The organism is Micromonospora sp. NPDC093277, assembly GCF_044765245.1.
Taxonomy (GTDB): domain Bacteria; phylum Actinomycetota; class Actinomycetes; order Mycobacteriales; family Micromonosporaceae; genus Micromonospora.
On the sequence record NZ_JBIWJO010000010.1, the window covers coordinates 101,466 to 116,552 of the forward strand.

The following is a 15,087-nucleotide window of genomic DNA, read 5'->3' on the forward strand; positions in this document are numbered from 1 at the left end:
GTGAAATACCCCACGGCGCCTCGACAACACAGCGTCACGTGGCAGACTCCGGCCCATAACCTTAGCCGCCGTTCAGCGACAGCGGCGGAGTCAACCAGGGGAGGCCGGTCGTGGCGCGCGAGTTCACCAGTGTGGGTGTGGTGGGTCTGGGCACCATGGGTGCCGGCATCGTCGAGGTGTTCGCCCGCAACGGCATCGACGTGGTGGCCGTGGAGATCTCCGAGGCCGCCCTGGAACGCGGTCGGGCCACCCTCACCGGCTCGACCGACCGGGCCGTTGCCAAGGGCAAGCTCGCCGAGGCGGACCGGGACGCGCTGCTCGGCCGGGTGAACTTCCAGGTCGGGCTGGCGGCGCTGCACTCGGTGGACCTGGTGATCGAGGCCGTCCCCGAGCACCTGGACCTGAAGCAGCGGCTCTTCGCCGAGCTGGACCGGGTCTGCAAGCCCGAGGCGATCCTGGCCACCAACACCTCCTCGCTGAGCGTCACCGAGATCTCCGTCGCCACCACCCGGCCCAACCAGGTCATCGGCATCCACTTCTTCAACCCGGCCCCGGTGATGAAGCTGGTCGAGGTGATCCGCACGGTGGTCACCTCCGCCGAGGTGGTGGCCGACGTGGAGGCGCTCTGCGCGCGGCTCGGCAAGGTCGACGTGACGATCAACGATCGGGCCGGCTTCATCGCCAACGCTCTGCTCTTCGGCTACCTCAACCACGCGGTGAGCATTTTCGAGGCGCGGTACGCCACCCGCGAGGACATCGACGCCGCGATGAAGCTCGGCTGCGGCCTGCCGATGGGCCCGCTCGCGCTGATGGACCTGATCGGCCTGGACACCGCGTACGAGATCCTGGACACCATGTACCGGCGCGGTGGCCGGGACCGCCGGCACGCCCCGGTGCCGCTGATCAAGCAGATGGTCACCGCCGGGCTGCTCGGCCGGAAGTCCGGCCGGGGCTTCTACACCTACGAGCGGCCGGGCTCGCCGAGGGTCGTACCGGACGAGCAGACGCCGGCAGCGACGGAAGCGGCGCTCGCCGACGGCGCCCGGGTCATCGCGAAGGTGGGCATCGGGAACGCGAGGAGTGAGCTTGCGAGCCCCGCAGTCGTGACCAAGGTCGGCATTGTCGGCTCCGGGACCATGGCCACCGGCATCATCGAGGTCTTCGCCAGGTCCGGGTACGAGGTCGTCTCGGTGACCCGGGGCGTGGAGAAGTCGGCCACGGTCTGCGAGGCGGTCAAGACCTCGTTGAACAAGGGCGTGGTGCGGGGCAAGCTGAGCGAGGCGGAGCGGGACGCCGCGCTGGGCCGGGTCACCTGGTCCGCCACCCTGGAGCACCTCGCCGACGTCGACCTGGTGGTCGAGGCGGTGGTCGAGGAGCTGAGCGTCAAGAAGGCGCTCTTCGCCAGCCTCGACGAGGTCTGCAAGCCGGGCGTGGTGCTCGCCACCACCACCTCGTCGCTGCCGGTGATCGACCTGGCGATGGCCACCCAGCGGCCGGCCGACGTGATCGGCCTGCACTTCTTCAACCCGGCGCCAGTCATGTCGCTGGTGGAGATCGTGCAGACCATCCGGACCTCGGCGGAGACCACCGCCACCGCCCGGGCGGTCTGCGCCGCGCTGGGCAAGACCGGTGTGGTCTGCGGCGACCGTTCCGGCTTCGTCGTCAACGCGCTGCTCTTCCCGTACCTGAACGACGCGGTCAAGATGCTGGAGGCCAGCTACTCGACCGCCGACGACATCGACCACGCCATGAAGCTCGGCTGCGGCTACCCGATGGGCCCGTTCGAGTTGCTCGACGTGGTCGGCCTGGACGTCGCGCTGGCCATCCAGCGGGAGCTCTACCTGGAGCTGCGCGAGCCCGGATTCGCCCCCGCGCCGCTGCTGGAGCACCTGGTCACCGCCGGCTACCTGGGCCGCAAGAGCGGTCGCGGCTTCCGCGACCACACCAACCGCTGATCCGGTCAACACCGGACGCCGGTGAGGGCGTCTTCAGGGTGTGACCTTCGAGGAGTACGTCGGCAGCCGCGGCCCGGCCCTGTTGCGCCTGGCCCGGCTGCTGACCGGCGACGAGCACCGCGCCGAGGACCTGACCCAGGACGTCCTGGCACGCGCGTACGTGCACTGGCGCAAGATCGCCGGAGCCGATCGGCCCGACGTGTACGTGCGCCGGATGCTGGTCAACGCCAACCACTCGTGGTGGCGGCGGCGGTCCAGCCGCGAGTTGGCCGTGGACACCTTCGCCGAGCGGGCCGACCGCGACGACGTGAGCGGCGAGGCGGCCGACCGGGACGAGATGTGGCGGTTGATCCGGGCACTGCCCGACCGCCAACGCGCCGTGCTGGTGCTGCGCTACTACGAGGATCTGGACGACGCCACGATCGCCCAGATCCTCGACTGCTCGCCGGTCACCGTCCGTACCCACGCGATGCGGGCGCTCGCCCACCTGCGGGAGCGCTGCGGCGCCCCGACGACCAACGGGAGCCGGCCGTGACCGACCTCGACCAACGGATCTCCTCGGTGCTGCGGGAGCGCGCCGAAGGGGAGATCGACACCCACCGGCTGCTGAACCGGTCCCGGGCCCGGGGACGCCGGCGGCAGTTGCGCCGCCGGGCCGTGACGGGTGGCGCGCTCGCCCTGGTCGGGGTGCTCGGCGTCGTCGGGGTGACCGGGACGGGCATCACCGGACTTCCCGGCCGGCCGCCGTGGACCGCGGCCACACCGGCCGTCGCCGCGCCCGTACCGCCCCGGGCTGACGGGGCGCCGGGTGCCGCCCAGCGGCCCGACCTGGTCGGCACCGACCCGCAGGTGCTGCATCTGGGCGTCGACCCGGCCAAGGGCCGATATCTGGGCTGGGAGGTCAACGGGCTCCAGATCGAGTCGGTCCGGTTCGACCCCGGGGGCGGGCGCGCGGTCACCGTCGAGGTGGCCCGTTCCGCGGCGGCCTTCGACGATGTCGGCATTGAGGGGTGGTCGGTGGATGCGCTGCCGGAGGCGACCTTCGACGGCACCATCCAACGTGTGGCGCTGAACGACGGCAGCCCCGGATATGTCACCTGGTGGCGGCCGGCAACCGGGCTCTACGCCCGGGCGAGCATGCGCGCGACGGACCCGTTCGCCCTCAGCGGGGCCATCGAAGCGGTCCGCTGGGACGAGGCACGCCGGTGCGGCGGGCCGCTGCGGCTCACCGCGCTGCCCGCCGGGGCCCGGGTCCGCAGCTGCTCGGTGGACGTCGCCTCGTACCCCCGCCTGATCACCGTACAGTTCGTCATCCGGCGAGGCAGCGACCAGAGCATGACGGTGCGTTATCGGTACGCGACGGAGACGGCGGGCAACCGGACCGAGGGGAATCGGACCATCGACGGCCGGCCCGCGTACCTGTCGCCGCTCGGGGAAAGTCTGGAACTGCTCGGCCTGCCTCCCAAGACGACGGTGGCCGCGGAATTCTGGCCCGAGAGCACCGGCTTGACCGAGGCCGACGCCGCTGTCGTCCTCGCCGGGGCGCGGGTGGCGGAGAGCGCGACCGACCCGGAGACCTGGTAGGGACCGGTACCGCCGGCCGGGCCGCCCGACCCGGGGCGGTCCGGCCGGCGGATCGTACGCTTGAAACCGTGAGCCCCCGTCGCAACCGTCCCCGTCGGGACGAGACCGCCCACCTGGACTCCGACCGGGTACGCCAGGGCGTGCCCACGGTCCAGCAGTGGCGCGACGGTGACTGGCAGGTACGCGGCATCAGCGGCGGGGCGTCGACCAAGACGTACCGCTGTCCGGGCTGCGACCAGGAGATCCGCCCGGGGGTGGCGCACGTGGTGGCCTGGCCGGCCGACGACCGGGGCGACCTCACCGACCGGCGGCACTGGCACACCGGCTGCTGGCGGGCCCGGGATCGGCGCGGGCCGAACCTTCAGCGCGGGCACGGCGCCCCTCGGCACGGCTGAGCGATCTGGGTCACCCTGTTCGCGGCCGGGCGGGCGGCGCGGGCGGCGGCGCGGGAGACTGGGACGGTGAGCACACCGATCCGTGCGTCGTCGATCCTGCCCGGTCACCGGGAGGACATCGAGCTGCACACCGCCGACGGGCTGACGTTGGTCGGCGAGCTGGCCCGACCGGCGGACCGGCCACCGGCCGGCACGCTGGTCTGCCTGCATCCGCTGCCCACCCACGGCGGGATGATGGACAGCCACGTGTTCCGCAAGGCCGCCTGGCGGCTGCCCGCGCTGGCCGACCTGGCCGTGCTCCGGTTCAACACCCGGGGCACCAGCAGCGTCCGGGGCACCAGCGAGGGCACCTTCGACGCCGCGGTCGGCGAGCGGTTCGACGTCGCCGCCGCCATCGAGTACGCCGAGTTCCAGGAGTTGCCGAACATCTGGCTGGTCGGCTGGTCGTTCGGCACCGACCTGGCGCTGAAGTACGGTTGCGACCCGGCGTTGGCCGGCGCCATCCTGCTCTCCCCGCCGCTGCGCTTCTCCCAGCCGGCGGACCTGGCCGTCTGGGCCGAGTCGGGCAGGCCGCTCACCGCCCTGGTGCCGGAGTTCGACGACTATCTGCGCCCTGAGGAGGCCCGGCAGCGCTTCGCGGCCGTGCCGCAGGCCGAGGTGGTCGGGGTGCCCGGCGCCAAGCACCTGTGGGTCGGTGACGCGGAGACGGTGCTCGACGAGATCGTCCGGCGGGTCAATCCGGCCGTGCCGGTGCCGCTGCCGACCACCTGGGACGGCCCGATGGAGACCGGCGACGTCAGCGCGTACGCCGACCGGACGGTGGCCGCCTTCGCCGACACCCCGGTGCCGGGGCCGCAGCAGCGTCGGGCGGGCTGACCGGTCAGCGGGACTCCTGCCGCGGCAGGACCACCTCGCGGAGGATCAGCTGGAGGGCGGCCACGGTCGGGATGGCGATCAGCGCACCGACCACGCCCAGCAGTGACACCCCGAGCAGCGCGGCGAGCAGCGCCGCCACCTCGTTCACCGAGACCGCCCGGCGCATGATCTTCGGATAGATCAGGTAGTTCTCCACCTGCTGGTACACCAGGAAGAACACCAGGCACGCGACGCCGACCGGCAGGTCGGTGGCGAAGCCGACCAGGGACACCACCAACGCGCCCAGGGTCGCCCCGATCTGCGGGATCAGGTCGGTCACCGCCACCACTACGGCCAGCGCGAACGGATACGGCAGCCCGACCGCCAGCGCGAAGACGAAGGTACTCGCCCCGGCCAGCACCGCGATGGCCAGCGCGCCCACCATGTACGCGCCGACCCGGGTGAGGATCTCGTCGCCGATCAGCCGGACCCGTTGCCGGCGGGAGCGCGGCACCAGCGCGTACCCGAGGTTGCGCAGCTTGTCGAAGTAGGCCAGGAAGTAGATCGTCAGCACCAGCACGGTCAGCGCCCGGAACAGGGTGCCGAAGATGAGCTGCGCCCCGCCCAGCACGCCACCGAGGGCGCGGCCGATGGTGTCCGCGTTCGCCGCCTCCTGGACCCGTTCCATCACGTCGTACCGCTCGACGAGGTCGTTGACGGTCTCGTTGCGGCGCAGTTCCTCGACGTAGCCGGGCAGGTGCGCGATGAACTGGCCGGACTGGGTCACCACCGGAGGCACCAACGCCAGCAGGCCGCCGACGATCAGCAGCAGCAGGGTCAGCGTCACCACCGCCACCGCCAGCCCGTGCGGCAGCCCCCAGCGGCGCAGCCGGACCACCGCCGGGTGCAGGCCGACGGCGAGGAAGATCGCGATGACCACCAGCACCAGGATGCCGGCGGAGTTACGTATGCCCAGGAAGATCGTGTAGGCCAGCAGCACGCCGAGCGCCCCGGTGAGGCCGACCAGGAACGGGCTGCGACGCAGCGGCTTCCCCGGTACGCCGAACCGTCCGCTCGGTTCGAACTCGGTCGGCTCGTCGACGGTGGGCGGCCCGCCCTCGCCGGCCGCGTCGGGCTCGGGGCGGGTCACGCCCTCGTCGCCCGGTCGCGCGTCGCCCGACGTGCCCTCGCCCATCAGGACCTCCCCGGACGTTCCCCGGCCCGCGTGTGAGCCGTTCTTCCCGGAGAGTAGCGGGGTGCGGGGCACGCCGGCCATCGCGATCCGGCGGCGGCCCGGCACATGAGGCCGCCCGGGCCGCATGCCACGGCCGGAGACGGCGGTGGCGGGACCGCCGCCGCGGGGGACTCAGTCCTTCTCGACGGTGACCGCGCTCGGTTTGGCGCTGCGCTCGTCGGTGGTCGGCTTGGTCGGGCGCTTGCCGTTCTCGCCGGTGCTGGTGATCTTCGTGGGAGTGGCGCCCCGGCCGCCCTCGCCGGGCACGGCGGCCACGGTCGGCTCGCCGTCCACCCCGGCGGTGGCGGAGCCCCCGTCCACGGTGGTCACCGGCTCGCCGACCGGTCGGGCGCTGCCGGCCTCGGCCGCCGGCTCGTTCGCCGCCCCGGACTCCGTGGCCGCCGCCGGCTCCGTGGTGGCCGCTGGCTCCTTCACCCCGGCCGATGCCGTGGCTCCCGCCGGCTGCCTGGTGGTGGCCGGTTCCTTGGTCGTGGCCGGGTGCGTGGTGGCCGCCGGGGCCGGCGGTTCGCCGCCGGTGGGGGTGGCCGCGGTGGTGCCCTTGGCGGTCACCGGGGCCGTGCCGGCCGTGGCCGCCGAACCGGCGTCGCCGCCGGGGATGGCCGTCGAACCGCCGTCACCGCCGGGGATGGCCGTCGAACCGCCGTCACCGCCGGGGGTGGTCGCCGAACCGGCGTCGCCGCCGGGGGTGGTGGGCAGCCGGTCCGGGTCGACCGGAGTGGCGGCGAGACTCGGCGTGGCGGTGCCCGCCGTCTGCCGTAGTTCGGCGAGCTGGCGCTGGAGGTCGTCGGACTCCTGGCGGGACTTCCAGGTCTCGGTCCGCAGGTCGGCCAGCTCCTGCTGGGCGTTGGCGATCTCCAGCATCACCTGGGCGAGCTGCTGCCGGCCGGCGGCCACCTCCTGCTGGGTGGCGGCGAGATGCTGCTGGGTGGTGGCGAGGTGCTGCTGGGTGGTGGCCGCGTACTCCTCGAACTGACGGCGGGAGGTGGCGACGTGCTCGTCGGCCTTGCGGCGCTTGTCGGTGGCGTCCGTCTCGGCGTGGCGGAGCAGTTCGGCCGCCTCCTTCTCGGCCCGCTGGCGCATGGTGTGCGCGTCCTGCTCGGCCGCCTGGCGGATCGCGGCGGCACCCTGCTCGATCTCGTTACGCCGGGCGCTGTAACCCTTCTCCAGCTCGTCCTGCCGCTTCTTGTGCTGCTTGTCGAGCTCGTCGCGGCGCTTGGCGTACTCCTGCTCGGCGGTGGCCCGGCGCTTGGCGAACTCCTTGTCGGCCGCCTCCCGGCGGGCGTTGACCTCCTGCTCCACCCCGGCCCGCCAGGTGCCCAGCTCCTGCTGCGTCTGGGCGCGGGCCTGCTGGACGTACGCCTCGGTCTCGGTCCGGGTGTGCTGGACGTATTTCTCGGTCTCGGTTCGCTTCTGCTTGACGTACGCCTCGGTCTCGCTCCGCGTCCGCTGGATGTGCGCGTCCAGTTCGGCCCGGCTGCGCTTGCCGGCCTCGGTGGCCTCGGCGGTGAGCCGGTGCGCCTCGGTCCGGGCCCGGCCCCGAGTCGCCTTCGCCGCCTCCTCCGCGTCGTCGACGATCTTCTTGGCCTCGGCGAGGGCCTTCGCGTGGGTGGCCCGGCCGGCCTCGGTCGCGGCCTCGGTCAGGCGCTTGGCCTCCTCCTGGGCCTTGGTGTGCACCTCCTTGGCCGCCTCCCGGAGCTGGGTCGCCTCCTGCTGGGCCTTCGCCACCGCCTCCTTGGCGGTCTCGCGCAGCCGGGTGGACTCCTGCTGGGCGCGGGTGTGGATCTCCTTGGCGGTGTCCCGGAGCTGGGTGGCCTCCTGCTGCGCCTTGGCCAGCGTTTCCTGGGCGTTCCGGCGTAGCTTCTCGGCCTCCTCCTTGGCGGACTTCAGCGCGGCGTCCGCCTCGGCCTTGCGGGCGGTGGTGTGCCGCTCCTCCTCGGCGCGGCGCGCGGAGAGGGCGATCTCGAAGTCCTTGAGCGCCTGGGCGGACTGTTGCCGGGCCTCCTCGATGATGTGCTCGGCGGCCGCGCGGCGGGCCTCGATCTCCTCGTTGGCGGCGGCGAGGATGTCGTCCGCCTGCTCCTCGGCCATGGTGAGGATCTGCTCGACCCGGGGACCGAGATGCCGGAACGAGGCCCGGTCCACCACGCCCACCTGCTTGCGCACCTGGGTGAGGTCGCGTTGCAGGACCTCCACCTGCCCGGCCAGCTTGTGGATCTGGGTGTACGCCTGTTCCCGCTCGGCCGTCAGCGCTGTGATCTCGTGCTCCGCGCGAGCGACGTACCGGTCGACCTGCCGTTTCTCGTATCCCCGCAGGGCGGACTCGAAGCTGGGCTCCGTGGTCACGTCCCCGCCGAGAGCGAACAGTTCCTCGCCGTGCGACATGCTCCCATCCTCACACGCATCCGGCCCTGCTGGGGCGATACGGACGCCCCTGTTGGGACCTAGTTCACCGAAGTGTCGAAACGGGCGGGAAAGCATGACGGCGCGGGGTGACACCGGTTACCCGGTGTCACCCCGCGCCGTGACTCATGCCCCGATTGCGGGTGGTGCCTACTTCGCCGACTCGGTCGTGGCCTTTCCGTCGGAACCGTCGGCCTTGGCACCGTCCGACTTGGCGCCCGCCGGCACGCCCGGCACGATGCCGGCGAGACCGGAGAGCATCTGCCCGAGCTGGGAGGTGACCGCGTCCTTCTGCCGGGTGAGGTCCTCGACCTCGCGGCGGGCCGCCTGCGTGGTCAGCTCCGCCTCGGTGCGGGCCTCGCTGAGCAGGCGCTGCGCCTCGGCCCGCGCCTCGTTCACCGTCTTGTCGGCCAGCGACTTGGCCTTGTCCACCGTCTCGGTGGCGGTGCGCTCGGACTCGACCCGGCGGGCCTCGGCCCGCTGCTCGATCTCCTTGGCCCGCTCCTGTGCCGCGCGGGCCCGCTGCTCGGCCTCGCTGACCAGCTTCTGGGTCTGCGCGACCTGGGCGGCGTGCCGCTCCGACTCCTCGCGCTCGGCCTTCTCCCGCCGCTCGGCGAGCTGGAGGTCCAGGGCCTGGAGGTCCTTGTCGCGCTTGTCCCGCGCGTCGGTCAGCAGCTTGGTCGCCTCGGCGCGCTTCTCCTCGGCCTCCCGGGCGGCCTTCGCCCGCTGCTGGGTGATCTCCCGCTCGGCGGTGGCCCGCAGGGTGGCGACCTCACGCTCGACGGTGGACTTCAGCTCGGCCACCTCGTGCGCGGTGACCGTACGCAGCTGCTTGGTCTCCCGCTCGGCGTCGGAGCGCAGGGTGTCCGCCTCGCGGCGGGCCTGCACCCGGACCTCGGCGGCCTCCCGCTCCGCGGCGGTACGGACGCTGCCGGCCTCCCGCTCGGCGGACGCCTTCATGGCGGCCGCCTCGGCGCGCGCCTTGTCGGTGATCTCCCGCGCCTCCAGGCGGGCGGCGGAGAGGATGCCCTCCGACTCGCGCTTGGCCTCGTTGCGGTGGTCGTTGGCCTGCTCCTCGGCCAGCCGGAGGATCTGCTCGACCCGGGTGCCCAGGCCGGAGAGAGTCGGCCGGCTGTTCTCCTCGAGCTGCTTGCTGGCCTCGGCGAGCTTCTGCTCCAGCGCGCTCTGGCGTTGCTCGGCCTGCCGGAGTCGGCGCTGGGCGTCGTTCATCCGCTGCTCGGCCTCGGCCCGGGCCTGCTCGGACTGGCTCAGGGCGGCGGTGAGCCGACCGATGAAGTCGTCGACCTGATTGGTGTTGTAGCCGCGCAGGCCGACGGTGAAATCTGGTTGGGAGTTCGCGTTGTCGAAGAACGCAAGAGGCGAGGACTGCTGCTGGGGCATTGGGACATACTGGCAGACCCCCCAGGGTGCTTCGCAAGGGCCGGTACGCAGCTTTCGTGTCCTCTTTACATGGTCATCTCCCCGGTCCGGAGGGAGGCCGGACCAAAAGGCGATCTCGGCAGGTCCCGGGCGTGCCGGGCAGGACGTGCGGGGGGCGACAAAGACCCCGCGGGAGGCGGCCCGCGGCCCCTTTGTCGGAGCTCGATCAAATGGTGTCCCGGAGCGGAAAAAGGCAATGCCCGCTCGCCCCCACGGGTGGGCCGGGATCGGCCGGACGGCGTCGACGTGTCGGCTCGTCGGGCAGCCGGGTCAGTGGCCGCGGAACCGGTTGATCGCGGTCTCGTGCCGGGCGCGCAGCTCGGTGTCCCGGACGCCGAGCCCGTCGGCCGGGGCGAGGCAGCGCACCCCGACCTTGCCCTGGTGCGCGTTGCGGTGCACCTCGTACGCGGCCTGGCCGGTCTGTTCCAGGGGGTAGGTCCGGGACACGGTCGGGTGGACCTTGCCGAGGGCCACCAGGCGGTTGGCCTGCCACGCCTCGTGGTAGTTGGCGAAGTGGCTGCCGACGATCCGCTTGAGGTGCATCCAGAGGTATCGGTTGTCGTACTGGTGCTGGTAGCCGCTGGTGGAGGCGCAGGTGACGATGGTGCCGCCGCGCCTGGCGACGTAGACGCTGGCGCCGAAGGTCTCCCGGCCGGGGTGCTCGAAGACGATGTCCGGGTCCTCGCCGCCGGTCAGCTCGCGGATCCGCTCGCCGAAGCGGCGCCACTCGTCCGGGTCCTGGGTCTGCTCGTCCTTCCAGAACCGGAACCCTTCCGCGGCCCGGTCGATGACCAGCTCGGCGCCCATCTTCCGGCACAGCTCGGCCTTCTCCGGCGAGGAGACCACGCAGACCGGGATCGCACCGCCGCCGAGCGCCAGCTGGGTGGCGTAGCCACCCAGGCCGCCGGAGGCGCCCCAGATCAGCACCACGTCTCCCTGCTTCATGTTCGCTCCGTGGTGGGACACCAGCTGCCGGTACGCGGTGGAGTTGACCAGGCCCGGGCTGGCCGCCTCCTCCCAGGTCAGGTGGCGTGGCTTCGGCATGAGCTGGTTGGCCTTGACCACGGCCAGCTCGGCCAGGCCGCCGAAGTTGGTCTCGAAGCCCCAGATCCGTTGCTGCGGGTCGAGCATGGTGTCGTCGTGGCCGGCGGCGTCCTCCAACTCCACGGAGAGGCAGTGCGCGACCACCTCGTCGCCGGCCCGCCACCGGCTCACCCCGGGGCCGGTCCGCAGCACCACGCCGGCCGCGTCCGACCCCACCACGTGGTACGGCAGGTCGTGCCGACGGGCCAGCGCGGAGACCCGGCCGTACCGCTGGAGGAACCGGAACGTCGGCAGCGGTTCGAAGATGCCGGTCCAGACCGTGTTGTAGTTGATCGCGCTGGCCAGCACCGCGACCAGCGCCTCGCCCGGGCCGAGTTCCGGGGTGGGCACCTCCTGCAGGCGCAAGGCCTTGCGCGGGTCCTTGTCCCGGGTAGCCAGGCCGTCGAACATCCGGGTGTCCTCGGCGCGGACGACCACGCCCCGGTAGGTCGGCGGTACCGGCAGTCCGGCGAGGCCGGCGAGTTCCCGCTCCGGCTGCGCGGAGCCCTCCGCCGCCATGATCGCTTCGAGGATGTCCTGCACGGTGACCTCCCGTTCGTCGGCACCCGCGCCCACGCCGGGGCAGGGGTGCTGCCATCGTCGGCGTCGGTGCGACGGGACCGCCATGTCGGCAATCGACACATGCGGCACCGGTCGCGCTTCCGTGGAGCCAGATGTTACTGAACGGTAGTTAGGGCCGGAAGTCCGCTGTGAAAAACTGCATCGGCCGATGCGTGGAGATGTCCGGAGGGCCGGCGAACCGTGCATCGCCGCGCGCAACCCGGCACCTCAGCGGGCCGGTTCGACCAGTTCGATCAGCACGCCGCCGGCGTCCTTCGGGTGCACGAAGTTGATCCGGGAGTCCGCGGTGCCCCGCTTCGGGGTCTCGTAGAGCAGCCGTACGCCCCGCTCGCGCAGCGCCGCGCAGGCCGCGTCGATGTCGACGACGGTGTACGCGACCTGCTGCACCCCGGGCCCGTGGCGGTCCAGGAACTTCGCGATCGTCGACTCCGTCGACAGCGGGGCGAGCAGTTGCACGCACCCGCCCTCGGTGGTCGGCCCGACGGCCAGCATCGCCTCGCGTACGCCCTGCTCGGCGTTGGTCTCGGTGTGCACGCAGCGCATCCCGAAGGTCCGCTGGTAGAAGTCGATCGCCGCGTCCAGGTCGGCGACGGCGATCCCGACATGGTCGATGCGGCGCAGCCCGATGTCTGTGACATAGTCGGCAGCGGGCTCGACGGGGGAGTTCTCAGCCATGGCGCTAGTCTGACTGAACATTCGTTCAGGAATATGGTCGGCACCCCCTCGGAGGCAGGTATGGCTTCGGTGATCGTCAGCGGCGCGCGGACCCCGATGGGGCGCCTGCTGGGCAACCTCAAGGACCTCCCCGCGACCAAGCTCGGTGGTATCGCGATCAAGGCGGCGCTGGAGCGCGCCGGTGTCGCACCGGACCAGGTGCAGTACGTGATCATGGGGCAGGTGCTGCAGGCCGGCGCCGGCCAGATCCCGGCCCGCCAGGCAGCGGTCGAGGCGGGCATCCCGATGTCCACCCCGGCGCTGACCATCAACAAGGTCTGCCTCTCCGGCCTGGACGCGATCGCCCTGGCCGACCAGCTCATCCGGGCCGGCGAGTTCGACGTCGTGGTGGCCGGCGGCATGGAGTCGATGACCAACGCGCCGCACCTGCTGCTCGGCCAGCGGTCCGGCTACAAGTACGGCGACGTGACGATCAAGGACCACATGGCGCTCGACGGCCTCAGCGACCCCTGGGACTGCTGCTCGATGGGCGAGTCGACCGAGCGGCACGGGGCGAGGCACGGCATCACCCGCGAGGAGCAGGACGCCTTCGCCGCCGCCAGCCACCAGCGCGCCGCCGCCGCCCAGAAGAACGGCCACTTCGCCGACGAGATCACCCCCGTGATCATCCCGCAGCGCAAGGGCGACCCGCTGGTGGTCAGCGAGGACGAGGGCATCCGGCCGGACACCACGGTCCAGTCGCTGGCCAAGCTCCGCCCGGCCTTCACCAAGGACGGCACGATCACCGCCGGCAGCTCCTCGCCGATCTCCGACGGCGCCGCCGCGGTGGTCGTGATGAGCAAGGCCAAGGCCAAGGAGCTGGGGCTGACCTGGCTCGCCGAGATCGGGGCGCACGGCAACGTGGCCGGCCCGGACAACTCCCTGCACTCGCAGCCGTCCAACGCCATCAACCACGCGCTGAAGAAGGGCGGCCTGAGCGTCTCCGACCTCGATCTGATCGAGATCAACGAGGCGTTCGCGGCGGTCGGCATCCAGTCCACCCGGGACCTGGGCATCAGCCCGGACAAGGTCAACGTCAACGGCGGCGCCATCGCGCTCGGGCACCCGATCGGCATGTCCGGCGCCCGGCTGGTGCTCACCCTGGCCCAGGAGCTCAAGCGCCGGGGCGGCGGCACCGGTGCGGCCGCGCTCTGCGGCGGTGGCGGCCAGGGCGACGCCCTGATCATCCACGTCCCGAGCGGTGGCGAGAGCTAGCAGTGAGCGTGAGGAGTGAGCCGGGTTTGCGAGCCCCGCAGTCGCGAACGAAGGCGGCACTGTGAACGACGCGAACACCCCGGCCACGGTCACCGTATCGGTGCGCCTCAGCCGGGACGTACCGATGCTGGTGGACCGGGCCCGCGCGGGTGACCCCCGCGCGGTGGCCCGCCTGATCACCCTGGTCGAGTCCGGCGACGAGGTGCTGCCGCAGGTCGCGGCGGCCCTCGCGCCGTATTCCGGGCACGCCCAGGTGGTCGGGTTGACCGGGTCGCCGGGGGTGGGCAAGTCGACCACCACCAACGAGCTGGTCCGCGCGCTGCGGGCGCGCGGCCACCGGGTCGGCGTGCTGGCCATCGACCCGTCCAGCCCGTTCACCGGCGGGGCGATCCTCGGCGACCGGGTCCGGATGCAGGATCACGCCACCGACCCGGGCGTCTACATCCGCTCGATGTCGAGCCGTGGGCACCTCGGCGGGCTCTCCGCGGCCACCCCGCAGGCGGTCCGGGTGCTGGAGGGCGCCGGCTGCGACGTGGTGCTGGTGGAGACCGTCGGCGTCGGGCAGGCCGAGGTCGAGGTGGCCTCGCTGGCCGACACCACCCTGGTGCTGCTCGCCCCGGGCATGGGCGACGCCATCCAGGCGGTCAAGGCCGGCATCCTGGAGATCGCCGACGTCTTCGTGGTCAACAAGGCCGACCGGGACGGCGCCGACGCCACCGTCCGCGACATCCAGGGCATGATCGCGCTGGGCGAGCGCGGGCCGGGGGAGTGGCGGCCGCAGGTGGTCCGGGCGATCGCCGCGCGTGGCGAGGGGATCGACGACATCGCCGCCGCGATCGACAAGCACCGCGACTGGCTGGAGCGGCACGGTGAGCTGCGCCGCCGCCGGGAGGCGCGGGCCGCCGCCGAGATCGAGGCGATCGCGCTCGGCACCCTCCGGGCCCGGATCGGCTCGCTGCGCGACGGTACGCAACTGCCGACCCTGGCCGCCAAGGTGGCCGAGGGCGCGATCGACCCGTACGCGGCCGCCGCCGAACTGTTGACCCAACTGGCCGCCTGACGGGTCCACTACGGACCGGCCAACTAGTACGCTCGCACCGCCTCATGGCGGTCGTGGGGCTGGACGAGTAGGCGGGGTGGAGCATGGCTGGCGAGGCGGAGGCGACCCAGGAGCTGTCGGTGACTCCCGACACGGTGGCGGGCGGCGCGACGCAGGTCTCCGACGAGGTGGTGGAGAAGATCGCGGTGGCCGCGGCCCGGGCCGTGCCCGGGGTGGCAGACCTCGGCGGCGACGTGGCGCGCTTCTTCAACGCGGTACTGGACAAGGTCGGGTTGGACCAGGTCGGTGACGCCCGGCGCGGCTGCTCCGCCCACGTCACCAACGGCGCGGCGGTGATCAACCTGGTCATCGTGATCGACGCCGGCCGGCCGGTGCCCGAGGTGACCGACGCGGTCCGCTCGGCGGTGACCTCCGCCGTCGAGGCGTACGGGCTGCGGGTCGACGAGATCAACATCCGGGTCGACGACGTGGCCCTGGGCGGCCCGGTGGCGCCGTCGGCCTGACTCGGTTACCGACCGGTACGCACATACTTAGCGATCGTTCAGGCCA

13 protein-coding genes are annotated in these 15,087 nt (G+C 72.4%); 8 read left to right on the top strand and 5 right to left on the bottom strand.

Going from position 1 to position 15,087, the window contains the following annotated elements; translation table 11 throughout:
- The first annotated feature begins 110 nt into the window (after positions 1 to 110).
- From ACIRG9_RS22370 to ACIRG9_RS22390, 5 genes are all read left to right on the top strand, one after another.
- Entirely contained in the window at positions 111 to 1,955 is a 1,845-nt protein-coding gene (locus ACIRG9_RS22370; protein ID WP_402859014.1) for a 3-hydroxyacyl-CoA dehydrogenase family protein, read from the top strand.
- Between the two features lie 40 nt (positions 1,956 to 1,995).
- Positions 1,996 to 2,490, top strand: coding sequence for a SigE family RNA polymerase sigma factor (locus ACIRG9_RS22375; protein WP_402859016.1), 495 nt, complete (start codon positions 1,996 to 1,998; stop codon positions 2,488 to 2,490).
- Positions 2,487 to 3,539 carry a hypothetical protein gene (locus ACIRG9_RS22380; RefSeq protein WP_402859018.1) on the top strand — a complete coding sequence of 351 codons (1,053 nt, stop codon included), beginning with the start codon at positions 2,487 to 2,489 and terminating at the stop codon, positions 3,537 to 3,539. Before ACIRG9_RS22375 ends, ACIRG9_RS22380 begins: the two co-directional genes overlap by 4 nt.
- Positions 3,540 to 3,607: 68 nt before the next feature.
- Positions 3,608 to 3,934: a hypothetical protein gene (locus ACIRG9_RS22385; RefSeq protein ID WP_402859021.1), complete on the top strand. Its 327-nt coding sequence runs from the start codon at positions 3,608 to 3,610 to the stop codon at positions 3,932 to 3,934.
- Between the two features lie 66 nt (positions 3,935 to 4,000).
- Positions 4,001 to 4,810, top strand: a complete 810-nt coding sequence (locus ACIRG9_RS22390) for an alpha/beta hydrolase (RefSeq protein WP_402859024.1) — start codon at positions 4,001 to 4,003, stop codon at positions 4,808 to 4,810.
- Positions 4,811 to 4,814: 4 nt separating this feature from the next.
- Here the strand turns inward: ACIRG9_RS22390 and ACIRG9_RS22395 are convergent, their stop codons facing one another.
- The 5 genes from ACIRG9_RS22395 to mce form a co-directional block, all read right to left on the bottom strand.
- A complete protein-coding gene (locus tag ACIRG9_RS22395) occupies positions 4,815 to 6,065 on the bottom strand; it encodes an AI-2E family transporter (protein WP_402859027.1) in 1,251 nt (416 codons plus the stop codon).
- Positions 6,066 to 6,155: 90 nt separating this feature from the next.
- Positions 6,156 to 8,426, bottom strand: coding sequence for a hypothetical protein (locus tag ACIRG9_RS22400; protein ID WP_402859029.1), 2,271 nt, complete (start codon positions 8,424 to 8,426; stop codon positions 6,156 to 6,158).
- Between the two features lie 168 nt (positions 8,427 to 8,594).
- Positions 8,595 to 9,845 (bottom strand): DivIVA domain-containing protein, encoded by a 1,251-nt coding sequence (locus tag ACIRG9_RS22405; protein ID WP_402859031.1) that lies wholly within the window; start codon positions 9,843 to 9,845, stop codon positions 8,595 to 8,597.
- Between the two features lie 309 nt (positions 9,846 to 10,154).
- Complete coding sequence (gene ccrA, locus ACIRG9_RS22410) at positions 10,155 to 11,510, bottom strand: crotonyl-CoA carboxylase/reductase (RefSeq protein ID WP_402859454.1); 1,356 nt, start codon at positions 11,508 to 11,510, stop codon at positions 10,155 to 10,157.
- Between the two features lie 246 nt (positions 11,511 to 11,756).
- The gene (gene mce, locus ACIRG9_RS22415; protein ID WP_402859034.1) at positions 11,757 to 12,224 is read right to left on the bottom strand and encodes a methylmalonyl-CoA epimerase; all 468 of its coding nucleotides are present in this window, start codon (positions 12,222 to 12,224) and stop codon (positions 11,757 to 11,759) included.
- A 60-nt stretch (positions 12,225 to 12,284) separates the two neighbouring features.
- Here mce and ACIRG9_RS22420 point away from each other — a divergent pair, with 60 nt between their 5' ends.
- The 3 genes from ACIRG9_RS22420 (at position 12,285) to ACIRG9_RS22430 (ending at position 15,041) form a co-directional block, all read left to right on the top strand.
- Positions 12,285 to 13,478 carry an acetyl-CoA C-acetyltransferase gene (locus ACIRG9_RS22420; RefSeq protein ID WP_402859037.1) on the top strand — a complete coding sequence of 398 codons (1,194 nt, stop codon included), beginning with the start codon at positions 12,285 to 12,287 and terminating at the stop codon, positions 13,476 to 13,478.
- A 124-nt stretch (positions 13,479 to 13,602) separates the two neighbouring features.
- On the top strand, positions 13,603 to 14,538 hold the full coding sequence (gene meaB, locus ACIRG9_RS22425) for a methylmalonyl Co-A mutase-associated GTPase MeaB (protein ID WP_402859457.1): 936 nt from the start codon (positions 13,603 to 13,605) through the stop codon (positions 14,536 to 14,538).
- Positions 14,539 to 14,621: 83 nt separating this feature from the next.
- Entirely contained in the window at positions 14,622 to 15,041 is a 420-nt protein-coding gene (locus ACIRG9_RS22430) for an Asp23/Gls24 family envelope stress response protein (RefSeq protein ID WP_402859040.1), read from the top strand.
- Positions 15,042 to 15,087: the final 46 nt, after the last annotated feature.

Coding starts and splice junctions, on each gene's coding strand:
- ACIRG9_RS22420 (WP_402859037.1), top strand. CDS start 12,285: ATGGCTTCGGTGATCGTCAGCGGCGCGCGGACCCCGATGGGGCGCCTG.
- ACIRG9_RS22405 (WP_402859031.1), bottom strand. CDS start 9,845: ATGCCCCAGCAGCAGTCCTCGCCTCTTGCGTTCTTCGACAACGCGAAC.
- mce (WP_402859034.1), bottom strand. CDS start 12,224: ATGGCTGAGAACTCCCCCGTCGAGCCCGCTGCCGACTATGTCACAGAC.
- ACIRG9_RS22430 (WP_402859040.1), top strand. CDS start 14,622: ATGGCTGGCGAGGCGGAGGCGACCCAGGAGCTGTCGGTGACTCCCGAC.
- meaB (WP_402859457.1), top strand. CDS start 13,603: ATGCTGGTGGACCGGGCCCGCGCGGGTGACCCCCGCGCGGTGGCCCGC.
- ACIRG9_RS22395 (WP_402859027.1), bottom strand. CDS start 6,065: ATGGCCGGCGTGCCCCGCACCCCGCTACTCTCCGGGAAGAACGGCTCA.
- ACIRG9_RS22400 (WP_402859029.1), bottom strand. CDS start 8,426: ATGTCGCACGGCGAGGAACTGTTCGCTCTCGGCGGGGACGTGACCACG.